The following is a 22,455-nucleotide window of genomic DNA, read 5'->3' as shown; positions in this document are numbered from 1 at the left end:
CAATTCGCCATGCGAGTGGGGCTCCGGTCAGAAGACCGACACCCCGGTGAGCGTGGTGAAGCGGTCCAGCGCGGCGACCCCGGCGACCGAGTTCCCCCGCTCGTCGAGTCCCGGGCTCCACACGGCGAGAGTGCACCGGCCGGGCACGATGGCGATGATCCCGCCTCCCACCCCGCTCTTGCCGGGTAGACCGACCCGGTAGGCGAACTCGCCCGCCGCGTCGTACGTCCCGCACGTCAGCATCACCGCGTTGACCTGCTTGGCCTGGGTGAGGGTGAGCAGTCGGGTGCCGTCGGCGCGGCTGCCGTGCCGGGCCAGGAAACCGGCCGCGAGGGCTAGGTCGGCGCAGGACGCCATGATGGAGCACTGCCGGAAGTACTGGTCGAGGAGGACGGGCACCTCGTTGTCGATGTTGCCGTAGGACTTCATGAAGTGGGCCAGGGCCGCGTTGCGGTCGCCGTTCGCGGACTCGGAGGCGGCGACCTCCTTGTCGAAGTCGAGGCTCGCGTTGCCGCTCTCCGCGCGCAGGAAGGCCAGCAGTTCGCCGGCCGCGTCTCCGGTACGGGTCTGCAGCCGGTCGGTGACGACGAGCGCGCCCGCGTTGATGAACGGGTTGCGCGGGATACCGCTCTCGTACTCCAGCTGGATCAGGGAGTTGAAGGGGTTGCCGGAGGGCTCGCGGCCCACGTGCTCCCACAGCTCGTCGCCCTCGCGGGCCAGGTCGAGGGCGAGGGTGAAGACCTTGGTGATGGACTGCGTGGAGAACGGCTGCCGCCAGTCCCCCACGCCGTACACCGTGCCGTCCAGTTCCGCGACGGCCATGCCGAAGCGGCGCGGGTCGCAGGCGGCGAGCGCCGGGATGTAGTCGGCGGCCCGGCCACGGCCGGGCATCCGCTCGATCTCGCCGGCGATGCGCTCCAGGACCGGCTGGAAGGTCATCGAGGGGGACATGATCACCATTGTGCCTCCGGGCCGGTCCTGGTGCGCGTCTGCGGTCAGCCGGCCACGGGGCCGCTGCCGGCCAGGACCTCGGGCCGCAGCAGGGCCGCGAGGGTATCGGCGGGCAACAGGCCCTTCTCCAGGACGAGTTCGGCCACGCCCCGGCCGGAGGCGAGGGCCTCCTTGGCGATGTCGGTGGCGGCCGTGTACCCGATGTGCGGGTTGAGCGCGGTCACCAGACCGATGGAGTTCTCCACGCTCGCGCGCAGCGCCTCGGTGTTGGCGGTGATGCCGTCCACGCAGCGCTCGGCCAGCGTGAGGCAGGCGGCCCGCAGATGCGTGATGCTCTCCGACAGCGAGTGCAGGATGATCGGCTCGAACGCGTTGAGCTGGAGCTGTCCCGCCTCGGCGGCCATCGTGATGGTGACGTCGTTGCCGATCACCTCGAAGGCGACCTGGTTGACGACCTCGGGGATCACCGGGTTGACCTTCCCCGGCATGATGCTCGAACCGGCCTGTACCGGCGGCAGGTTGATCTCCCCTAGCCCCGCGCGGGGCCCCGAGGACAGCAGCCGCAGATCGTTGCAGCTCTTGGAGAGCTTGACGGCGACCCGCTTCAGCACACCCGACATCTGCACGAACGCCCCGCAGTCCTGCGTGGCCTCGACCAGGTTGGCCGCGGTCACCAGCGGCAGCCCCGTGATCTCCGAGAGATGCCGCCGGGCCGACTCCGCGTATCCCGCGGGCGCATTGAGCCCAGTCCCGATGGCCGTGGCCCCCAGGTTGATTTCATGGATCAACTGGACAGCCTCGTCAAGACGTTGACGATCCTCGTCAATCATGACCGCATACGCCGAGAACTCTTGACCGAGCGTCATGGGCACCGCGTCCTGCAACTGTGTACGGCCCATCTTGAGCACGTCATGGAACTCGACGGCCTTACGGGCGAACGCGTCCTGCAGTACGGACATTGACGCGATCAATCCATGCACGGCAAAGACAGTCGCTATCTTGACCGCGGTCGGATACACGTCATTGGTCGACTGCCCGAGGTTGACGTCCTCATTGGGGTGCAGGTACTGGTACTCACCCTTGCCGTGTCCCAGCAACTCCAACGCCCGGTTGGCGACAACCTCGTTGGCGTTCATGTTGGTCGAGGTGCCGGCCCCGCCCTGAACCACGTCCACCACGAACTGGTCGTGCAGCTTCCCGTCCCGGATCTCCCGGCAGGCGGCGACAATGGCGGCCGTCTTCTCCGACGGGAGCAGCCCCAACTCCTCATTGGCGAGAGCGGCGGCTTCCTTGACGGCGGCAAGGGCATTGATCAAGTGCGGGTAGACGGAGATCGGCGTCCCGGTGATGGGGAAGTTCTCCGTGGCCCGCAGGGTGTGAACACCCCAGTAGGCATCGGCGGGAACGTCCCGGTCTCCGAGGAGGTCGTGTTCGCTGCGGTACATGAGGGTGGGGGTCCTTTCTCAATGACGTCAGAGCAAGCGCCCCTTTCAGGGGCGCGGGGAACTGCGCGACCAGCCACACCCGGCCCGCAGCTCCCCCACAACCGATCTAGGCACACGCTGACAACGGCGACACCGGGTCCAAAGCCCGCACAGGCCGAACACAACCCACCGGTTCTCCACCCCCGAGCAACGACTCCCCCGCGAACTCGGCAAGCTGAACCGGATCAACCCCAGCCCGCACAAGCCCAGCGGCAGCGACAGGCACCCGCGCCCGATTGGCCCCGTCCGCGATCTTCACGGCAACAGCCCGCCCATCGGGCAACGCGGCGACCTCAACCCCCTCGAACCCGTCCTTGGCCAACAGCCCCGGCACGGCCCGCATCAGCGCGGCCACATCCCGCCCCGCCCCGGACGCCATCTCGGCGTACCCCCGCATCGCGTCCGCGACCCGAGCCTCGGGCGTACCGGGCGCAGCGGTAGCAATCCGCGAAACAGCCCGCGCAAGCCCATGAAGAGAGATGGAGAACAAGGGAGCCCCGCACCCGTCGACACTCACCCGAGCGATCCGCTGCCCGGTGAGATCCTCGACGATCTCCGCGATCACCTGCTGAAGCGGATGCGCGGGATCGAGATAGTCGTCCAGGGACCAGCCATTGAGCTTCGACACGTACAACATCGCCGCATGCTTCCCGGAGCAGTTCTGGGCGAGCCGGGACGGCAGCCGCCCCTCACGCACCCAGGCATCGCGAACAACCGGGTCGAAGGGCAGATCCGGGACGTTGCGCAGATCGTCCTCGGTGAGTCCGGCGAGTTCGAGGATGCGCCGGGTCCCGGCGAGGTGGCGTTCCTCGCCGGAGTGGCTGGCGGCGGCGAGCGAGAGCAGCTCGCCGTCGAGCGGCAGTCCCGCCCGCACCATGGCGACGGCCTGGACGGGCTTGATCGCCGAGCGCGGGTAGAACGCGGCCTCGATGTCGCCGAGTTGGAGCTGGACCTGGCCGTCGCTGTCGAGGACGACGACGGAGCCGTAGTGGATGCCCTCGATCATCCCGCCGCGTATGAGGTGGGCGACGGGTGCGTGGAGGGGTTCACGGATGAGGGGTGGGTCCGCGAGGGGACTGCTGTACATCACTGCCTGTCGGGGTCAGGACGGCGTGGGTCTCACGCGTCGGGTGCGGTGGTGGACGTGCTCGCCACGCGGCGGCGGACGGCGAACCATCCGGCGACCAACGCGGCGGCGATCAGCGGCAGACACAGCACGGTGGTGCGTCCGGCGCCGCCGTCGGCGTACATGAGGACCAGGACGGAGGCGAGGAAGGCCAGCGTCACGAGTTCGGTCCAGGGGGAACCCGGCAGCCGGTAGCCGGGCCGGGAGAGTTCGCCCTTCTCGGTCTTCCGCCAGAAGAGGAAGTGGCAGAGCATGATCATGCCCCAGGTGGCGAGGATGCCGATCGCCGCGAAGTTGAGGACGATCTCGAACGCATCGGCGGGCACTACGTAGTTGAGGCCGACGCCGAGAACGCAGATGCCGCTGGTCAGCAGGATGCCGCCGTAGGGGACCTGGCTGCGGCTCATCACCGAGGTGAACTTGGGGGCCGAGCCGGACATCGCCATGGAGCGGAGGATGCGGCCGGTGGAGTACAGGCCGGAGTTGAGCGAGGACATGGCCGCGGTGAGGACGACGAGGTTCATGACGCCGCCCGCCGCCGGGATGCCTATGTTCGACAGCACGGTCACGAAGGGGCTCTGGCCGGCGCTGTACTTGTTCCAGGGCAGCAGCATCGAGAGCAGGAGCACCGAGCCGACGTAGAAGAGGCCGACGCGCCACATGATCGAGTTGATCGCCTTCGGCATGATCTTCTCGGGGTTCTCGGTCTCTCCGGCGGCGACACCGACGAGTTCGACGGAGGCGTAGGCGAAGACGACGCCCTGGATGATCAGGAGCATGGGCAGCAGGCCGTTGGGGAAGATGCCGCCGTTGTCGGTGATCAGGGACGGGCCGGGGGTCGTGCCGTCGACCTGGTGCTGGGTGACCAGCAGGAAGATGCCGATCAGCATGAAGACGACGAGTGCGCTGACCTTGATGATCGCGAACCAGAACTCCAGCTCGCCGAAGAGCCGGACCGAGATCAGGTTGACCGTCAAGACGACCGCGAGGGCGATCAATGCGATCAACCATTGAGGGATGTCGGAGAACATGCCCCAGTAGTGGGTGTAGACGGCCACGGCGGTGATGTCGGCGATGCCGGTGGTGGCCCAGTTCAGGAAGTACATCCAGCCCGCGACGTAGGCGCCCTTCTCGCCGAGGAACTCCCGGGCGTACGACACGAAGGCGCCGGACGAGGGCCGGTAGAGGACGAGTTCGCCGAGGGCGCGGACGACGAGGAAGGCGAAGAGTCCGCAGACCGCGTACGCGATGAAGAGGGAGGGTCCGGCGTCGGCCAGGCGACCACCCGCGCCGAGGAAGAGGCCGGTGCCGATCGCGCCGCCGATGGCGATCATGTTGACGTGCCGGGACTTCAGGGACTTGCTGTAGCCGGCGTCTCCGGCATCGACATGGCCGGATCGTTTCTGCACTCCGTCGTGCAGGGGCTGCTCGCTGTCGTGCAGGGACTGCTCGCTCACGCCTCGGGTCCGCCTTCCGTGGGGGTGTCCGTGCGCGCGGGGCGCACGATGTCGGTGAGGGTCGTCTCGACCCGGTCGAGGTGGTGGGACATGGCCTCGACGGCGTCCGGCTCGCTGCCGTCGATCAGCGCCTCGACGATCGCCCGGTGCTCGCGGTTGGACTGCTCGCGCCGGCCGCCGAGTTCGTTGAGGAACGCGGACTGGCGGGCCAGCGCGTCGCGGATCTCCTCGATCACCCGGCGGAACACCGGGTTCTGGGCGGCTTCCGCCACGGCGAGGTGGAAGAGGGTGTCCATCGCGACCCACGCGGTGGTGTCCGTCTCCCGTTCCATGCGGTCCAGGAGGTGGGCCAGATGGTCCAGGTTCTCCGGGGTGCGGCGCAGTGCCGCGTATCCGGCGACCGGGATCTCGACGTGGCGGCGCACTTCCAGCAGGTCGCTGGCCGCGTAGTCGCCGAAGGTGGGGTCCTCCACGGCGTTGGCGACCACGAAGGTGCCCTTGCCGGTCTTGGAGACGGTCAGGCCCATGGTCTGCAGGGCCTCGCGGAGCACGGGTCGGCTGATCTCCAGGGTGCGGCACAGCTCGGCCTCGGAGGGCAGCTTGTCGCCGATGGCGTAGTCGCCGCGCTCGATGGCGCCGCGGAGGTGGACGAGCACCGCTTCCATGGCGCTGACGCGCCGCGGTCCGACTCCACCTGTCTGGCTGTCTGACAGGTTCACGGACGTGATCCTGCGGGTGACGGGACAGTGCTGTCAAGCGATCGGAAAAGAAAAATACAGCGGGCGTGAAGCCTGAAAATCCGGCTTCACGCCCGCTGCGATGATCGTCCGTGCGGTGTCGGTGACTGTCAGCTGTTGAGCACACCCGTGCCGAGCAGCCCGAACAGCAGCAGCCCGATGATGATCCGGTAGATCACGAACGCGTTGAAGGAGTGCTTCGCGACGAACTTCAGCAGCCAGGCGATGGAGGCGTAGGCCACCACGAAGGACACGATCGTGCCGACGGCCAGCGGAGCGGCGCCCACGCCCGCCCCGAGCGCGTCCTTCAGCTCGTAGATACCGGCGCCGGTCAGCGCCGGGATGCCGAGGAAGAAGGAGAGCCGGGTCGCGGCGACGCGGTCCAGGTCGAGGATGAGCCCGGTGGACATCGTGGCGCCGGAGCGCGAGAAGCCGGGGAAGAGCAGCGCGAGGATCTGCGAACTGCCCACCAGCATCGCGTCCTTGAACGTGGTGTCGTCCTCACCTCGCTTGTGCCGGCCCATCTGGTCCGCCGCCCACATGACACCACTGCCGACGATGAGCGAGGCGGCCACCACCCACAGCGAGCCGAGCGGCCCGTCGATGAGCGGCTTCGCGGCCAGACCCACCAGGACGATCGGGATCGTCGCGTAGATCACCCACCAGGCGAACTTGTAGTCGTGGTGATAGCGCTCCTCGCGATTGCGCAGGCCACGGCCCCACGCGGTCACGATCCGCACGATGTCCTTGAAGAAGTACACGAGCACGGCGGCGATGGCGCCGACCTGGATGACGGCCGAGAACCCGACGACGGAATCGTCGTCCACGGGGATCTTCATCAGCCCCTCGACGATCTTCAGATGGCCGGTCGAGGAGACCGGAAGGAACTCGGTCACCCCCTCGACGACTCCGAGGACGGCGGCCTGACCGACGCTGATGACGCTCATGAGATCCAGTTCTTCGGGGTTGGTCGACAGTGCTGTAGACAATAGCGCTGGAGGCGGTCCTGTTCGGGCGTGGGATCCGCCCGATTTCTTACGCCCACAGGGCCTGCGCGATCGACACCCCGACAAATGCCGCACCGAGGCCCGCCATCACGCTGCCGACGACGTTGGCGGCAGCGTAGAGCCCCGCCCCTGTCTCGGTCAGTCGCAGTGTCTCGTACGAGAAGGTGGAGTACGTCGTCAGGGCCCCGCAAAGACCTGTACCGACGAGGAGTTGGAGATGCGAGCCCGCCGCGCCGGCAGACACCGCTCCGGTCAGTGTGCCCAGGATCAGACAGCCGGTGACGTTCACCGCGAAGGTGCCCCAGGGGAAGACGGAGTCGTGTCTGGTCTGCACGGCACGGTCGGTGAGATAGCGGAGCGGAGCGCCGACGACGGCTCCCGCGACGACCAACAGCCAGTTCACAACGACTTCTTACCCTTCGTGCCCGGTTCGCGGGACGCATCCGTTCGGCCCGCGTACCGGATGACCTCGCAGTCGTCGAGGATCACGAGTCCCTCGGTGACCAGTTCGTCGAGCTGCGGCAGAAAGGCCCGTACGCACTCCTCGGCGTCCACGATCACGATCGCCACCGGCAGGTCCTCGCTGAGCGACAGCAGCCGCGTGGTGTGGATCAGGGAGGAGGCGCCGAAGCCCTCGATGCCTCGGAAGACGCTGGCGCCGGCCAGCCCGGCGGTGTGCGCGCGGTGGACGATCTCCGTGTAGAGGGGCTTGTGGTGCCAGGTGTCGTTCTCGCCGATGAAGACGGTCACGCGCAGGGCGCTGCCGGTCAGCCTGGTCATCGCTGCCTCCACTTCAGGACGCGCCGGGCCGCCGTCACCGCGAGCCAAACCGCCGCGAGCGCCGCGAGCAGGGTCGCGGCGAGATAGGCCAGCGCGGTGCGGGGATGGCCCGCGTCGACCAGTTTCTGGATGTCGACGGCGTACGTCGAGAAGGTGGTGAAGCCGCCGAGCACACCGGTGCCGAAGAACGGCCGCACCAGCCTGTGCGCGGCCCACACATCGGTGATCACCACCATGAACACGCCTATCACGGCACACCCGACGACGTTGATCCAGAACGTCGTCCAGGGGAAACCGCCACTCTGCGCGGGCCACCACAGGGAGGCCGCGTAACGTCCCGTGGCCCCGATCGCGCCGCCGAGTGCCACCATCGCGACCACGGGTCCCTGGCCGCGCCAGACGGACGGCCGCGGGGCCTGTGGCCGGGTGCGCACGCTCTCGGCTTCGGGGGCTGTCATGGCCGTACGTCTCCTACTCGTCGGGGGCCCTGGGGGCACACGCCTCTACAAGTAGGGACCGTTGGCGGCACCTCTGCCGCGGTTCGGGTACGGCGGGCCCCACCGCCGCGCCGCGAGGAGTGCTCGCGGCCGGGCAACAGGGTAACGCCGGTGACCTGCCGGGGTCACTTCGGAGCGGGCGGCTCGCACAGCGCGATCCCGCGCTCCCGCACGCTCCCCAGCACCAGGTGTCCGGACGCCTCGCACACGCTGGTGGCCATCCGGTACGAGGAGCCGCGCGCGACGAGGTGATGGACGACGGCTCCGTCGTCGTCGAACGCCATGGCTCCGATCATGCCGGTGGGGCGGAAGGGCACGCGCACGGCGACACGGGCCGCCGCCTGCCGTACGGCGGGCGAGGCCTGGTGGAGGAGTTCGAGCGGCGCGACGCGCGGGCCGGCCAGCGCCACCCAGATCGGCCCGTCCGGGCCGGCGCGCCAGAGGTTGTCGGGCATTCCGGGGAGGTCGTCGACGAAGGACTCGCTCCGGCCCGCCTTCGGTCCGGTGAGCCAGTAGCGGGTCAGCCGGCGGGCGCCGGTTTCCGCGACGACCAGGAAGGACTCGTCGGCGCTCGGGGCGAGCCCGTTGGCGAACTGGAGCCCGTCCAGGAGGACTTCGGGACTGTCGGCACCGGGTGCGAGTCGCAACAGCCGTCCCGTGCCGGTGTGTTCGACGATGTCACCGATCCACCGCTCCATCGGGTAGCGGAGGCTGAAGACGGTGAAGTACGCACTGCCGTCCGACAGCGCGACCACGTTGCTGCAGCCCCGCAGCGGCTCCCCCGCCACCGAGCCGGCGAGGACGCGTACGGTTCCGTCCACCAAGTCGACGCGCAGCAGCCCGCGTTCCGCGTCGGCCACCAACAGGGCGTTGTCCGGGAGGAGTTCGAGGCCGAGCGGCCGTCCGCCGGTGTCGGCGAGGGTCTCCACCCGTACCGCCTCGGGGTCGATCAGTCCGTCGAGGCGGAGGATGCGGCCGTCCTCAACGCCGGTCAGCACCCGGCCGCGGGCGTCGGCCACCACGTCCTCGGGACCACGGCCGCCGATCGCGACGTAACGGCGGGCGAGCAGCGCCTTGGGTCGGTCCACGAACACCTCCACGGTTGGGACCGGCGCGCGTACTCTTGCTGTTCTTCCCGGTCATCGCGGCACCCGGTCACGTTTCCCGAGCGTATTCCCGGTGACCCGGATCGCGCTGCCGGTCGGCGAGAAGTGAGAAGGGGGCCCCGCATGTCGTGGTCGGCCGCCCGCCGCGCGGGAACCCCTCGGTGAACCGCCTCCGCAGCGCGTGGCAGCGCCTCGGCCTGGCCGAACTCAACCGGCGCGGGCGGGAGTTGGAGCTGCTGCACCGGGCCATGGGGTTCGCGACGCTCGCCCTGGTCACGCTGGCGCCGCTGCTGATCGTGGTGGCCGCGGCCGATCCGATCGGGCACGGCGGGTTCGCGCTGTGGCTGGTGGACGGCATGGATCTGTCCGGCCGCTCCGCCCGCGCGCTCACCGACGTCTTCACCCCGCCCCGCAAGGTCATCGGCACCACCAGCGCCTGGAGCGTGGCGCTGCTCGCGCTGTTCGGTCTGTCCTTCGCGTCGAGTGTGCAGAGCGGCTACGAGCACGTGTGGCGCCCGACCGGCACTCCCTGGCACCGCATCTGGCGCCAACTGATCTGGCTGGTCATGCTGATGGGCTATCTGTACGCGCAGGTGCAGACCCGTAACGTCCTCGCGGGCACGCCCCGGATCCTGCTCAGCATGGCGGCCGGCCTGTTGTTCTTCTGGTGGGGCCCGCACTTCCTGCTCAGCCGTCAGGTCCACTGGCGGTATCTGCTGCCGGGCGCGCTCGCCACGATGGCGGGCCTGGTCGGCCTGCGCTGGTTCTCGTACCTGGTGTTCACCCCGCTCCTGGTCACCAACGCGGTCAGCTACGGCCCGGTCGGCACGGTGCTGGTGGTGGAGTCCTGGCTGGTCGGCGTGGGGTTCGTGCTCTACGGCGGCGCGCTGGTGGGCAGGCTGCTGTGCGAGCGGTTCGGGGACCCGGAGGCGTCGTTCCGCACCGAACCGGAGTCACCGGAGGAGGCGGACTCCGGGCAGGACACGGTGTGATGCCCGGCCCACCGGTCCTGCTACCAGCCCTTCTCGAACATCCGGGCCACCTCGGCGATCCGGACCTCGTCGCGCTGGTAGTAGGTGCGCAGCCGGATCCGCCGGGTGCGCAACAGGCCCAGGGACGCGAGGAGTTCGAGGTGGGTCTCGGCGACCTGGCGGGACACGCCCAGCTTGGCCGCCACCGCCTCCGAGCCGACCCCGGCCTCGGCGAGATACCGGTGTGCCGGGAAGTGGGCGGCCGGATCTCTCAGCCACTCCAGGATGTCCAGTCGTCGCTGACTTGCCGGAGTCCTCAGCATCTCGTGCCCCTCCGTCCTGCGCGCCGCTTGCCGCGTCCCCCCACTCTCCCGCAGCACGGTCCACCGCGTCCCGGACTCGGTGCCCCTTGTCCGGGACCGACCGTTCCTGTTCGGCACGGCCGTCGCCGCCGGGGCATGGGACAACGGGCGGGACGCGGTGACACCACCGGGAACGAACTCCGGCGTCCGGAACGGGTGTTGGCCGAACCACACCGTCGCAGCCGCTCAAGAACGCACGCGTACGGAGCGGTCGGACGTCCCCCTCCGCCCGCGGCTCACGGCTCTCGCGGGCGGAGGGGAGTCGGCTCAGCCGTCGAGTCGCACGACCCGCACGGCACCCGCGGGAACCGCGAGACCGCCCGCGGCACGTTCCCCGGTCAGCAGCTCCGTGCCATCGGCGCCCAGCGGCACCTTGACGTCCGAGGCGCTGTGGTTGACCGCGAAGAGAAAACTGCCCGACTCGCCTTCCCTGCGCACGACTTCGACGTCGTACGGCAGCTCGGCGCGCGGCGCGATCCGGGCGTCCTCGGCGGCCCAGCCGAGCAGCGCGTCGAGGCCATGGGCGTCGAGACGCGTGGACACGTACCAGGCGGTGCCCTCGCCGAGGCGGTGCCGGGTGACAGCCGGGTGATCGGCGGTGAGACCTTCGGCGTACGTCCACACGGTCTCGGCGCCGCGCGGGACCACGAACTCGGTCCATACGTCGCCGGTGAGTTCGGAGCCGTCGGGTCCGGTGACACGCACCCGCTCGCCCGCGAGCAAGGGCGAGAACTCCTCGACCGTCAGGCCGAGTACGTCCCGCAGGGCACCGGGGTAGGCGCCCTCGTGGACGGCGTCGTGCTCGTCGACGATGCCGGAGAAGTAGGAGACGACGAGGGTGCCGCCCTGCTCGACGTACCGCTTCAGGTTGCGGCCGGCCGCCTCCGTCGTCAGGTAGAGGGCGGGTACGACGACAAGGGGATAGGCCGACAAGTCGGCTTCCGGGTGGGCGAAGTCGACGGTGAGGTGGCGGTCGTAGAGGGCTTCGTAGAAGGCGTCGGCGCGCTCGCGGGCGTCGTGGTCCTGGCTGGGGCGCCACTCCAGTTTCTGCGCCCACCACGACTGCCAGTCCCATACGACGGCCACGTCGGCCTGGGTGCGGGTGCCGCGGATCCGGACCAACTCCTCGACGGAGGCGCCGAGTTCGACGACCTCGCGCCAGACGCGGGTCTCGGTGCCGCCGTGCGGGAGCATCGCGGAGTGGAACTTCTCGGCGCCGCGCCGGGACTGGCGCCACTGGAAGAACATCGCGCCGTCGGAGCCGCGCGCCACGTGGGAGAGGGCGTTGCGGGCCATCTGGCCGGGGGCCTTGGCGGGGTTGCGGGGCTGCCAGTTGACGCCCGAGGTGGAGTGTTCGAGGAGCAGCCAGGGGGCGCCGCCCGCGACGGAGCGGGTGAGGTCGGCGGCCATCGCGAGGTTGACGTGGGTGCGGCGGCCGTCGGTGATCAGGTAGTGGTCGTTGGTGACGAGGTCGACCTCGCGGCCCCAGGCCCAGTAGTCGACGGACTCGCACTGGCTGAGGGCGGTCATGAAGTTGGTCGTCACCGGGATACCGGGCGCGAGGCGGTGCAGGATGTCCCGTTCCGCGATGAAGTTCTCGCGCATCGTGGCGTCCGCGAACCGCGTGTAGTCCAGCGCCTGGGCCGGGTTGACGGCGGTCGGGGTGAGCCGGGGCGGGTTGATCTGGCCGAGGTCCGCGTACCGCTGGCCCCAGAAGGCCGTTCCCCAGGCCTCGTTGACGCCTTCGACGGTCTGGTACGTCGTCGTCAGCCAGCGGCGGAAGTGGGCGGCGCAGGAGTCGCAGTAGCAGGCGGAGACGGGGACGCCGTACTCGTTGAAGACGTGCCACAGCGCGAGGGCCGGGTGGGAGCCGTAGCGCTCGGCGAGCTGTGTGGTGATGTTCGCGGCGGCGGCGCGGTAGTCGGCGTTGCTGTGGCAGATCGCGCCGCGTGAGCCGAACTCGTAGCGGGTGCCGTCGGCGGTGACGGGGAGGGCCTCGGGGTGGGCGCGGTAGAACCAGGCGGGCGGCGAGACCGTGGGCGTCCCGAGGTCGACGCGGATGCCGTTCTCGTGCAGCAGGCCGATGATCCGGTCCAGCCAACCGAAGTCGTACACACCCTGCTCGGGCTCCAGCAGCGCCCAGGAGAAGATCCCGACGCTCACCATGGTGACGCCGGCCTCCCGCATCAGCCGGACGTCCTCCTGCCAGACGCTCTCCGGCCACTGCTCGGGGTTGTAGTCCCCACCGAAGGCGAGCCTGGTGAGGCCCTTGGGTGTGGTCTCCGGCATGGATCTCTCCCGTAGTCGATCATTTGGGAACGTGCACACAGCGCGCCCTGGGGCGCTGCCTCAACATAACCGCACGTCCGTGACCGCTGACAAGTGTCCCTGATGTTTCTCTACCGTGAATGCTGTGAACGCTCCCATAGGCGTGCTTCAGGCTCCGGGCCCGGGAGCCGTAGAGTCGTGACCATGAGCAATACGGGGGGTCGGCGCAGGCCGCCGACGATCCACGACGTGGCACGCGAGGCGGGCGTCTCACGGGGCACGGTGTCGCGGGTCCTCAACGGCGGGCACTATGTGAGCCCGGCCGCGCAGGAGGCCGTCAACGCGGCCATCCGCAGGACGGGTTACGTCGTGAACCGGCACGCCCGCTCGCTGATCACCGGGCGCTCGGACTCGGTCGGTTTCCTGTTGACGGAACCGCAGGAGAAGTTCTTCGAGGACCCCAACTTCAACATCCTGCTGCGCGGCTGCACCCAGGCGCTGGCCGCGCACGACATCCCCCTGCTGCTGATGCTGGCCGGTACCGAGGACGAGCGGCGGCGCATCACGCGGTACATCACCTCCGGGCACGTCGACGGGGTGCTGCTGGTGTCCAGCCACTCCGGGAACCCGGTGGCTGAGGAGCTGAGCGAGGCGGGTGTGCCGCTGGTCGCGTGCGGGAAGCCGATCGGGCTCGGCTCCAAGATCAGTTACGTCGCCGCCGACGACCGGGACGGCGCCCGTGACATGACCCGGCATCTGCTCTCCCTGGGCCGTCGCCGCATCGGCACGGTCACCGGACCGCTGGACACCCCGGGCGGTGTCGAGCGCCTCGCCGGTTACAAGGAGGTGCTCGCCGAGGCGGGCGTCGAGGTGGACGACCGGCTCGTCGTCTCCGGCGACTACAGCCGGCTCAGCGGCGAGCGGGGCGCCGAGCGGCTGCTCGCCCAGGTCCCGGATCTGGACGCGGTGTTCGTCGCCTCCGACCTGATGGCGCGGGGTGTGCTGACCACGCTGGAGCGGGCCGGGCGGCGGGTGCCGGAGGACGTGGCGGTCGGCGGCTTCGACGACTCCCCCGCCGCGCTCGCCTCCAGCCCCGAACTCACCACGATGCGGCAGCCGTTCGACCGGATCAGCGCGGAGATGGTGCGGGTGCTGCTGGCGCAGATCGGGGGCGAGGACACGGCGGCGGTGATACTGCCGACGGAGTTGGTGAAGCGGGAGTCGACGTAGGAGGGGGCGAGCTCGCGGCGCGCCCCCTCGTCGTCGCCGTCAGGCGGTCGGGTTGACGACCACCTCGGCCGTGTTGTTCGCGCTGTTCGGGTCGAAGGTGACGGGCTTGTCGGTGTGCGGGTGGACGACGACGTGGCCCGTCGCGTCGGGGACGACCCGGTCGATGCGCAGCTGGAACGGGAAGCTGATGTCCAGGCCGGGCTTGACCCACATCTGCGGGTAGCAGGCGTAGTGGCCGATGGCCGGGTCGTCGCCGGACGTCCAGGCGGTCTCACAGCCCTCGGGCACGGACGTGGCGGTGGTGCCCTCCGGCAGATAGAAGTCGATCACGGCGACGGGGTCGCCGGAGCCGATGTTGCCGACCCAGGCCGGGCCGTCGTTGGTGAACCGGAAGGCGGCGGTGACGGTGTCGCCGGCCGCGCCGCTCACCTCGGTGCCGTGCGCGGCGAAGTCGGCGGTGTTGTCGGCGACGATGCTCCAGGCGCGGCCGTTGTCCGAGCTGTCGAGGTCGGTGATGCCGTCGACGGGCTCGACCTCGTAGTCGAACCGGTCGAAGAGCGCGTGATCGGTGACGGCGAGCCGCAGCGGCGCGGGCAGTTCGACGGTGGCGCCGGGCGCGATGTCTGTGTCGAAGGCGCAGGTGGCGTGAGTCGTGGGCATGGAGGTGCCGCTGACGTCGGGCTCGGTGTAGGTGCACTGCGGGTAGCGGGTGACGACGTCGAGGCCGTATGTCGCCCACATCTGCACGGTGAAGCCGTGGGCGGTCTCGTTGCCGGTGTTGGTGACGGCGAAGGGCACGGTGAGGTCGGTGCCGACCGCGACGCCGCTCGTGTCCTGCGGGGCGTCGATACCGAGGTCCGGGCCGGAGCGGACGGTGACGGGGGTCTCCGCGCTGCCCTCCGGAGCGGTGAGCGTGCCGTCGGGTCCGCCGGTGGCCTCGGCGGAGTACTCGATCGCGCCCTGCGCTCCCACGGCGGCGCCTGCGACGGCCCGCACCTGGAGCTGCACCTGTGCGCTGTAGCGCGTGGGCACGTCCCCGGTGTCGCACACCGCGACGGTGCCCGCGCCGTTCGGCGTGCAGTTGTCCGGCCAGGCCACCTCGGCGACCCCGGCCAGTCCGGAGACGTCGACGGTCAGGCGGCCGTCCGTCACCGTGAAGTTGCCGTTGTCGTGGTACAGACCGAGCTTCAGCGTCCGGTACTGCGCCGTGCCACCGTCCGGGGCCACGGTGACCGACTGGTCGTACGGCGCCTGGATCCACAGTTGGTCGGTCTGCGGCTCGTCGTCGGCGAAGGCCGCCCCGCTCCCGAGACCGGTGAGGACCAACGCCCCCACGGCTCCGGCACAGGCTCCGCGACGCAAGTGGCGCCCGACGGAGACAGATATCATGACATCCCCCATGTTGGTACGGCAGAGACCCCGGCAAGTAGGAGATGCCGGGCGGGAGTTGGACGGTCTGCCGATACGGAAGGTTGTAGTGGGAGGCGTGTCTATACCCTTCGGTAGAGACGTCGATCCTCCGTCGCGCCGACGCTTCGTCGTCCGGCGGGCGGAATGCTCGTGGCCATGGACATCACTTCGCTCACCGTCGTACTCAGCGTGATCGTGGTCCTCGCCGCCTCGGTCCTCGTCGTCTCCAACGAACCCCCGCTGTGGGTCTACTTGTTGAGCGGTGCGGGCTCGCTGCCCCTGAGCGGTGTCCTGCTCGACCTGCCCGCCGTCTCGTCCGTGCTCGTGGACGGCTCCGCCGCGACTTGGGGTCTGCGGCTCGCCGTAGCCTCGACCGTCACGGTCGTGCTGAGCTTCTTCTTCGGCGGGGACGGTCCGTCACTCGGGACGGGCGAGGGCGGTCACGGTGAGCGCGAGGACGCAGGCCAGGCAGAGCCAGGCGAAGGTGTCGCCGATCCGGTCGTAGATCGTGGTGACGCCGTGGACGGGCACGTAGGCCACCATGGTCTGGTGTTCGGTCGTGAAGTAGTCGGTGGCGGCGAGGACATGGCCCTCGTCGTCGTAGGCGGCCGAGACGCCCTCCGCGTCCTGGCGGATCAGTGAGTAGCCGCCCTCGACGGCCCGCAGGCTCGCCTTCTCGGTGTGTGCGGCTCCGTACTCCCGCCAGTCGTGGGAGGGGACGAGCATGATGTCGGCGCGGGTCCGCATCATGGCGGGGAAGTCGGCGTCGTAGCAGATGACGTTGGCGATCCGGCCGTACGGGGTGTCGGCGACGGGTACACGGCCGTCGCCCGGCGTGAACTTCTCGGAGCCCGGGATGGGGTGGGCCTTCTGGTAGGTCCACAGCACCTTGCCGCGCGGGTCGATGAGGATCGCCTCGTCCTTGTCGTGGGCGGGCCCGCTCCTGCTGTAGACGCGGACGCCGATCTCCAGGTAGACGCCCGACCGGCGGGCCCGGTCCTGTGCGGCGGCGACGGCGGCCGACTCGTGGGACTCCTGGGCCTTGACGGCCTCCTCGGGCCAGATCACGATCTTCGCGCCGGCGGCGGCCTCGCGCCCGGTGGCGGCCAGCAGGTCGTTCTCGACCGCGGTCATGGCGGGTTCGACCGTCACGGCGGGCGCGGTGGCGATGTCCGGGACCTTCGAGAACACCGCCTGTTGGGCGTCGGTCACGGTCCGGCCGGGGCTGATGCCGGCGACACGGACGGTGGGGGCCGTGGAGGGGGCGAGGGCCAGACGGGCGCCGCCGGCGAGCACGACGGTCAGCAGTACGGCCACGTAGACCAGGCCGCTTCGCCAACTGGGCTGTTCCCAGAGGCGGTTGACGGTACTGGCGAAGTAGGCGATCAGGAAACCGATCCCCCACGGGCCGGTGACGGACACGACCTGGAGGAGCGGAAGGTCGCCGTACTGGGTGACCGCGAGTGAGCCGTAGGCCGTGCCGAACGGGGACACCACGGTGATCAGGAACTCGGTGGCGGCGACGGCGGCCGGGAAGGCCAGGGCCGCCGGGCCGGGGCGCAGCCGGCCGGTCAGCAGTCTGTCGGCCAGGAACGGCAGCGTCTGCAGGGCGGCCAGGGCGACGGCGCCCGCGACCACCACCGGCCCGAAGCCGATCGCCGACTCCTGGACCCAGAAGACGGCGGCCACCGTGTGCGCCGCCCAGATCCACAGGGCTCCGGACCACGCACGGCTGAGCCGCGTGAAACGCAGCAGGAGCACCAGGCAGATCCAGGCGGCGGCCGGGACGTCCCAACGGCCGCCCACGGCGAGCAGCGTCGTCCCGGTGCCGAGGAGGAGAAGGGCCCACCTGGCGGCGAGACGTGAACTCCCCTTCTTGTCAAGGAACTTGGCCGCCGTGGCCGTAGCGAGAGAGGGGCGGGTCTGCTCTGTGGGGAGGTTCGTCATGGGGAACGACGCTAGGAGGGCGGGACCCCGGGACGCCTCCGTCCCTGCGGCGATCTCCGGCCGGACCGCGCAACCATCGATGCGCGCCCGGCGGAGGATCCCGGCGGACACCCGCTGCCCTAGCCTGATGACTGAGATGGTCATGGAGACAAGGGCCCTGCCACGGGCCGCACAGCGCTGGTTCGCCGCCCGGCCGCGTCTGACGGATGTCGCGCTCGGCGGCGGTCTGACGCTGTTCGACATGGCCACGGTGCTCGGCCGCAGCCCCGCGCCGGGCGCATGGGCCGTGGCCCTGTGGGGAGCGCAGACCGTCCCGCTGCTGTGGCGACGGCCCCGTCCCCGTACCGTCCTGGCCGCGATGACCGTCCTCTACGTCACCTTCCAGGTGCTCGGCCCGATCCCGGGGAAGATCCCCGGCCCGTTCCTGCTGATGATCGGCGTATACGCCCTCGCCCGGTACGAGCCGGTCGCGGCCAGCGTGCCAGGGACTCTGCTGTGCCTCGCCGCCGCCATGACCGCCGACGCTCTCAGCGGACACTGGCAGACACCCCAGCTGGGGTCGCTTGAGCCGATCAGCGCCACGACGTTCGTCTTCTTCTTCGCCCTCGCCTGGACCCTGGGACACGGCAGACGCAGGATCGGCGCCGACGCCGACCGGCTGCGCGACCTCAACCGGCGGCTCAGGGCCGAGCAGGAGCTCAACGCCCGGCAGGCGGCGATCGCCGAGCGGGCCCGTATCGCCCGCGATCTGCACGACGTCGTCGCCCACCACGTCAGCGCCATCGCCGTACAGGCGCGGGCCGCGCAGGACGTCATGGACGACGATCCGCCCCTCGCGGCCCACGGGGTGGAGCTGATCGCCGTGACCGCCGACACCGCGCTCGTCGAGATGCGGCGCCTGCTCGGGCTGCTGTCGTTCCGGGAGCGGGAACTCGCGCCCGAACCGTCCCTGGACCACCTCGACACGCTCATCGACGCCGCCAGGTCGGCGGGGTGCCGCGTGACGTACGCGCCGGAGATCCGGACGGGGACGGCACCGTCCGCGGGGATGCGGGTCTCGGCGTACCGAATCGTCCAGGAGGCGCTGACGAACGTGGTCAGGCACGCGGGGCCCGTGGATGTGCTGGTCAGCGTGTGCGGCGACGACAGCGGGCTCGTCATCGAGGTGCGCAACGACCCGGCCGCTCCGGGCCACCGGTCCGTCATCGGCTCCGGTCGTGGGCTCATCGGCATGCGGGAACGCGTGGCGGCCTTCGACGGTGAGCTGGCTGCGGGGCCGCGCCCGGACGGCGGCTGGGGGCTGCGCGCCGTCCTGTGCGGGACGGCGCCACGACCCGTGGAGGCGGCCGGATGACCGTACGCGTGCTCGTCGTCGACGACCAGGAGATCGTCCGGACCGCGCTGCGGCTGGTCATCGACCGCCGGGAGGGCCTGTCGGTCGTCGGCGAGGCGGCGGACGGGGAGCAGGCCGTGGCCCGGGCGCTCGAACTCCGGCCCGACGTCGTGCTGATGGACGTACGCATGCCCGGCACGACCGGCGTCGAGGCCACCCGGCGCATCGTCGGCGACTGGCCCGGGCCGGGGCCCGCGCCGCGGGTGGTCGTCCTCACCACGTTCGACCTGGACGAGTACGTGCACACGGCGCTTCGCGCGGGCGCGGACGGCTTCCTGCTGAAGAACAGTCATCCCGACGACCTCGCCCGCGCCCTCCACGCGGCGGTCGGCGGGGAGCCCGTGCTCGCGCCGAGCGTCACCCGCCGGCTCATCGACACCCTGACCGCGCTGCCGACAGCGCTGCTCGCAGAGGCACCGGCCCCGGCACCCGGCGAGCCCGCGCTGACGGAACTGCTCACCGAGCGCGAGCTGCAGGTCCTCGTCCTGGTCGCGCGCGGTCTGTCCAACGCCCGGATCGCCTCGGACCTGGGGCTCACCGAGGCGAACGTGAAGAGCCGCGTCAACCGCATCCTCACCCGCCTCGGCCTCGACAACCGGGTGCAGGCCGCCCTGATCGCGCAGCGGGCGGGCCTCACCGGAACCGCACCGATGCCGAGAAGGCCTTACGGACCGGTGACGCGACGGCCGTGACACTGCCGCGCGGTGGGCCGGCGGTCCTAGCGTCTGACACATGCGAGTACTGGTCACCGGCGGTGCCGGGTTCATCGGGTCCCATGTCGTCGAGGCACTGACCGCACGCGGACACGAAGCAATCGTCTTCGACCTGCGTGACGGCCACGAGGTGCGCAATCCCCAGGCGGTCGCGTCCGCGCTGCCGGGCGTGGACGCCGTCTGCCATCAAGCGGCGATGGTGGGACTGGGCACGGGATTCGGCGACGCGCCCGACTATGTCTCCCACAACGACCTCGGTACGGCCGTGCTGCTCGGCGCGATGGCCGACGCGGGGGTGCGCCGACTGGTGCTCGCCGGGTCGATGGTCGTCTACGGCGAGGGCGCCTACACCTGCGAACGGCACGGCCCGGTGCGGCCGGGGCCCCGAGCCGTGGCCGATCTGGACGCCGGGTGCTTCGAGCCCCGGTGTCCGCGCTGCGGCGAGGAGTTGACGCCGGGACTGGTGGGCGAGGACGCTCCGGTCGACCCCCGCAACGTGTACGCGACGACCAAGCTGACCCAGGAACATCTGGCGGCGAACTGGGCGCGCGCCACGGGTGGTTCGGCCGTCTCGCTGCGCTACCACAACGTGTACGGCCCGAGGATGCCGCGCGACACCCCGTACGCCGGGGTCGCCTCCTTCTTCCGGTCCGCGCTCGCCCGTGGTGAGGCACCGAGGGTGTTCGAGGACGGCGGCCAGCGGCGGGACTTCGTGCATGTACGGGACGTCGCGGCGGCCAACGTGACGGCACTGGAGTCCGAGCCCCGGGAAGGGGTGCTGACCGCGTACAACACCGGCAGCGGGGACCCGCACACGGTCGGCGGGATGGCACACGCGCTGGCCTCCGCGTACGGCGGGCCCGAGCCCGTGGTGACCGGGGAGTACCGGCTCGGCGACGTCCGCCACATCACGGCGGACTCGGCACGGCTGCGGGCCGAGCTGGGCTGGAAGGCGGAGGTCGGATTCCCGGAGGGGATGCGCGAGTTCGCGCTGTCGAAGCTGCGCGGGGAGCGGTAGCCGGGCGGCCGAGGGAGCCTTCGGTGTTCACCCCTCGGCCATCGGCAGCGTCACTTCGAAGCGGCAGCCGCCGGACACGTTCCGTACGGCGGCCCGTCCCTGGTGGGCCTCCACGATGCCGCGCACGATCGCCAGGCCCAGGCCCGCCCCCGCCGGGGGTGTCCGCGCGTGGGTGCCGCGCCAGCCCGTGTCGAAGACGCGTGGCAGATCCTCCTCCGGGATACCGCCGCAGCCGTCCGTCACGGACAGCACCACACCCTCGGCGGACCGCTCGGCGGCGACCGCGACCGTGCCGTCGGCCGGTGTCCGCCGGATCGCGTTGACCAGCAGGTTCCCCAGCACCCGGCTCATCTCCCGGCCGTCCACCTCGACCGGCACCGCCACGATCCGGTCGCCGACCAGCCGCACCCCGTGCTCACGGGCGAGCGGGTCCGCGCCGGCGAGGGCGTCGCCGATCAGGTCGTAGAGCGACATCCGGGACGGGGAGAGCGTGAGCGTCCCGGCGTGTATGCGGGAGAGTTCGAAGAGGTCGCCGACCATGTCGTTGAGGCGTTCGACCTCGGTGCGGATCTGGCGCAGATAACGGTCGGGGTCGGCGGCGACCCCGTCCTCCAGGGCCTCGGACATCGCGCGCAGACCGGCGAGCGGGGTGCGCAGGTCGTGCGAGATCCACGCGACGAGTTCGCGGCGCGAGGACTCCAACGCGCGTTCACGGTCCCGGGATTCGGCGAGCTTGGCGCTGGTCGCGGCCAACTCCCGGCTCAGGTCGGCCAGTTCGGCCGTCGCCGCACCCTCGGGTGCCGAGAAGTCGCCGCCGTCGCCGAAGTCCCGTGCAGCGCGGGCGAGTTCACGGCTGCGGGCGACGACCCAGCGGCCGAGCAGCAGCGCGGTGGCCAGGGAGACCACGGCCGCCATGGCGACGACGGTGGTGACGACGGACAGGTCGTGCGAGGACAGGAACATCGCCTGCGCCACCGCCAGCGTGCCGGCGAGCATCGCGGTCACGGCGACGGCGGCGACCACGGACACGGACGTGGTGAGCGACCGCCGGCGCAGCAGCCACAGCGCGCCCGCGCCGAGCACCCCGGCTCCGGCCGCGCCCAGAAAGGCGAACAGGGCGATGAGCAGCATGTCGCGCATGATCAGCCCTCCTCCACGGAGCCGGTGCGAGCCGGTTCGAAGCGGTAGCCGACCCCCCACACCGTCTGGATCAGGCGGGGCCTGGCGGGATCGTCCTCGACCTTGCCGCGCAGCCGCCGCACATGCACGGTGACGGTCGACAGGTCGCCGAAGTCCCATCCCCACACCTCCCGCATCAGGTCCTCCCGGCTGAACGCCCGCCCGGGGTGTCGTAGGAAGAAGGCGAGGAGGTCGAACTCCCGCAGGGTGAGGGCGAGTTCGGTGCCGTTCTTGGTGGCGCGGCGGGCGGCGGGGTCGGCGGTGAGTCCCGCCGCGCGCAGGGGGCGGGTCGCGGCCGGGGGGCCGCTGCGGCGCAGTACGGACTCCACGCGGAGGACGAGTTCGCGCGGGCTGAACGGCTTGGTGACGTAGTCGTCGGCGCCGACCTCCAGACCGAGGATGCGGTCGTCCTCGTCGCCGCGCGCGGTGAGCATGATCACCGGCACGGGTCCGTGGCCGCGCAGCCGACGGCACACCTCCAGGCCGTCCATGCCCGGCAGCATCAGGTCGAGGACGACCAGGTCCGGCCAGTGCGCGGCGGCCCGGGCGAGCGCGCCCGGCCCGTCCTCGGCACGGTCCACGACGTATCCGGCGCGGTCGAGGTATCCGGAGACGACCTCGGCGACGGTCGGGTCGTCGTCGACCACGAGGACGCGCGTCGGGTTCGCGTGCGCGCTCGGGGCGGGTACGGCACCTGGGGATTCGTACGGTTGCTGCATGTGATCCAGGGTCCCACCGGCCGCGCCCTCCTCCCGGATCCACTGCCCGGACGTCCGTGTTTCGTAAGGAACCGAAGTCCGGTATGCCGGATTCGCGCTC

22 protein-coding genes are annotated in these 22,455 nt (G+C 70.6%); 5 read left to right on the top strand and 17 right to left on the bottom strand.

The window, feature by feature from the left end; genetic code table 11:
• Positions 1-27 precede the first annotated feature (27 nt).
• The 10 genes from OC490_RS27505 to OC490_RS27460 form a co-directional block, all read right to left on the bottom strand.
• Positions 28-960, bottom strand: a complete 933-nt coding sequence (locus OC490_RS27505) for a glutaminase (protein WP_262060693.1) — start codon at positions 958-960, stop codon at positions 28-30.
• 35 nt (positions 961-995) lie between these two features.
• Positions 996-2,396 carry an aspartate ammonia-lyase gene (aspA, locus tag OC490_RS27500; protein ID WP_262060692.1) on the bottom strand — a complete coding sequence of 467 codons (1,401 nt, stop codon included), beginning with the start codon at positions 2,394-2,396 and terminating at the stop codon, positions 996-998.
• A 106-nt stretch (positions 2,397-2,502) separates the two neighbouring features.
• Entirely contained in the window at positions 2,503-3,522 is a 1,020-nt protein-coding gene (locus OC490_RS27495) for an asparaginase (protein ID WP_262060691.1), read from the bottom strand.
• A 32-nt stretch (positions 3,523-3,554) separates the two neighbouring features.
• Positions 3,555-5,018, bottom strand: coding sequence for an amino acid permease (locus OC490_RS27490; protein WP_262060690.1), 1,464 nt, complete (start codon positions 5,016-5,018; stop codon positions 3,555-3,557).
• Positions 5,015-5,683, bottom strand: coding sequence for a FadR/GntR family transcriptional regulator (locus OC490_RS27485; protein ID WP_262060781.1), 669 nt, complete (start codon positions 5,681-5,683; stop codon positions 5,015-5,017). The genes OC490_RS27490 and OC490_RS27485 overlap by 4 nt, the downstream gene beginning before the upstream one ends.
• Before the next feature lie 182 nt (positions 5,684-5,865).
• Positions 5,866-6,702, bottom strand: coding sequence for an undecaprenyl-diphosphate phosphatase (locus tag OC490_RS27480; RefSeq protein WP_262060689.1), 837 nt, complete (start codon positions 6,700-6,702; stop codon positions 5,866-5,868).
• Positions 6,703-6,790: 88 nt separating this feature from the next.
• Positions 6,791-7,165 carry a fluoride efflux transporter CrcB gene (gene crcB, locus OC490_RS27475; RefSeq protein ID WP_200708777.1) on the bottom strand — a complete coding sequence of 125 codons (375 nt, stop codon included), beginning with the start codon at positions 7,163-7,165 and terminating at the stop codon, positions 6,791-6,793.
• Entirely contained in the window at positions 7,162-7,542 is a 381-nt protein-coding gene (locus OC490_RS27470) for a DUF190 domain-containing protein (RefSeq protein WP_262060688.1), read from the bottom strand. The genes crcB (OC490_RS27475) and OC490_RS27470 overlap by 4 nt, the downstream gene beginning before the upstream one ends.
• Positions 7,539-8,000 carry a fluoride efflux transporter CrcB gene (crcB, locus tag OC490_RS27465; protein WP_262060687.1) on the bottom strand — a complete coding sequence of 154 codons (462 nt, stop codon included), beginning with the start codon at positions 7,998-8,000 and terminating at the stop codon, positions 7,539-7,541. The genes OC490_RS27470 and crcB (OC490_RS27465) overlap by 4 nt, the downstream gene beginning before the upstream one ends.
• Before the next feature lie 164 nt (positions 8,001-8,164).
• Complete coding sequence (locus OC490_RS27460) at positions 8,165-9,127, bottom strand: SMP-30/gluconolactonase/LRE family protein (protein ID WP_262060686.1); 963 nt, start codon at positions 9,125-9,127, stop codon at positions 8,165-8,167.
• Positions 9,128-9,306: 179 nt separating this feature from the next.
• Between OC490_RS27460 and OC490_RS27455 the strand changes: the two genes are divergently transcribed.
• Positions 9,307-10,137 carry a ribonuclease BN gene (locus OC490_RS27455; protein ID WP_262060685.1) on the top strand — a complete coding sequence of 277 codons (831 nt, stop codon included), beginning with the start codon at positions 9,307-9,309 and terminating at the stop codon, positions 10,135-10,137.
• Positions 10,138-10,157: 20 nt separating this feature from the next.
• Here OC490_RS27455 and OC490_RS27450 read toward each other — a convergent pair whose 3' ends face one another.
• Positions 10,158-10,439, bottom strand: coding sequence for an ArsR family transcriptional regulator (locus OC490_RS27450; protein WP_262060684.1), 282 nt, complete (start codon positions 10,437-10,439; stop codon positions 10,158-10,160).
• 306 nt (positions 10,440-10,745) lie between these two features.
• On the bottom strand, positions 10,746-12,767 hold the full coding sequence (locus OC490_RS27445; protein WP_262060683.1) for a beta-galactosidase: 2,022 nt from the start codon (positions 12,765-12,767) through the stop codon (positions 10,746-10,748).
• 177 nt (positions 12,768-12,944) lie between these two features.
• Here OC490_RS27445 and OC490_RS27440 point away from each other — a divergent pair, with 177 nt between their 5' ends.
• A complete protein-coding gene (locus tag OC490_RS27440) occupies positions 12,945-13,976 on the top strand; it encodes a LacI family DNA-binding transcriptional regulator (RefSeq protein ID WP_262060682.1) in 1,032 nt (343 codons plus the stop codon).
• Positions 13,977-14,015: 39 nt separating this feature from the next.
• On the opposite strand, the gene OC490_RS27435 is transcribed toward OC490_RS27440, so the two are convergent.
• The 3 genes from OC490_RS27435 to OC490_RS27425 all read right to left on the bottom strand — a co-directional run bounded on the left by OC490_RS27435 (position 14,016) and on the right by OC490_RS27425 (position 17,333).
• Positions 14,016-15,365: a hypothetical protein gene (locus OC490_RS27435; protein WP_262060681.1), complete on the bottom strand. Its 1,350-nt coding sequence runs from the start codon at positions 15,363-15,365 to the stop codon at positions 14,016-14,018.
• A 269-nt stretch (positions 15,366-15,634) separates the two neighbouring features.
• A complete protein-coding gene (locus OC490_RS27430) occupies positions 15,635-15,766 on the bottom strand; it encodes a hypothetical protein (protein WP_262060680.1) in 132 nt (43 codons plus the stop codon).
• A 37-nt stretch (positions 15,767-15,803) separates the two neighbouring features.
• Complete coding sequence (locus OC490_RS27425) at positions 15,804-17,333, bottom strand: nitrilase-related carbon-nitrogen hydrolase (RefSeq protein ID WP_262060679.1); 1,530 nt, start codon at positions 17,331-17,333, stop codon at positions 15,804-15,806.
• 127 nt (positions 17,334-17,460) lie between these two features.
• On the opposite strand from OC490_RS27425, the gene OC490_RS27420 reads away from it, so the two are divergent.
• Genes OC490_RS27420 through OC490_RS27410 form a run of 3 tightly spaced genes read left to right on the top strand, consistent with a single transcriptional unit; the run spans position 17,461 to position 20,457 of the window.
• The gene (locus OC490_RS27420) at positions 17,461-18,687 is read left to right on the top strand and encodes a sensor histidine kinase (RefSeq protein WP_262060678.1); all 1,227 of its coding nucleotides are present in this window, start codon (positions 17,461-17,463) and stop codon (positions 18,685-18,687) included.
• The gene (locus OC490_RS27415; protein WP_262060677.1) at positions 18,684-19,418 is read left to right on the top strand and encodes a response regulator; all 735 of its coding nucleotides are present in this window, start codon (positions 18,684-18,686) and stop codon (positions 19,416-19,418) included. Before OC490_RS27420 ends, OC490_RS27415 begins: the two co-directional genes overlap by 4 nt.
• 40 nt (positions 19,419-19,458) lie before the next feature.
• Entirely contained in the window at positions 19,459-20,457 is a 999-nt protein-coding gene (locus OC490_RS27410) for an NAD-dependent epimerase/dehydratase family protein (protein ID WP_262060676.1), read from the top strand.
• 27 nt (positions 20,458-20,484) lie between these two features.
• Here OC490_RS27410 and OC490_RS27405 read toward each other — a convergent pair whose 3' ends face one another.
• Entirely contained in the window at positions 20,485-21,597 is a 1,113-nt protein-coding gene (locus OC490_RS27405) for a sensor histidine kinase (protein ID WP_262060675.1), read from the bottom strand.
• Between the two features lie 2 nt (positions 21,598-21,599).
• Positions 21,600-22,355, bottom strand: a complete 756-nt coding sequence (locus OC490_RS27400) for a response regulator transcription factor (protein ID WP_262060674.1) — start codon at positions 22,353-22,355, stop codon at positions 21,600-21,602.
• Positions 22,356-22,455 lie beyond the last annotated feature (100 nt).

Source organism: Streptomyces sp. STR69 (assembly GCF_024519455.1).
Classification (GTDB): Bacteria; Actinomycetota; Actinomycetes; order Streptomycetales; family Streptomycetaceae; genus Streptomyces.
Note: the sequence above shows the minus strand (reverse complement) of the source record. Positions and strands in the feature narration are given on the sequence as shown.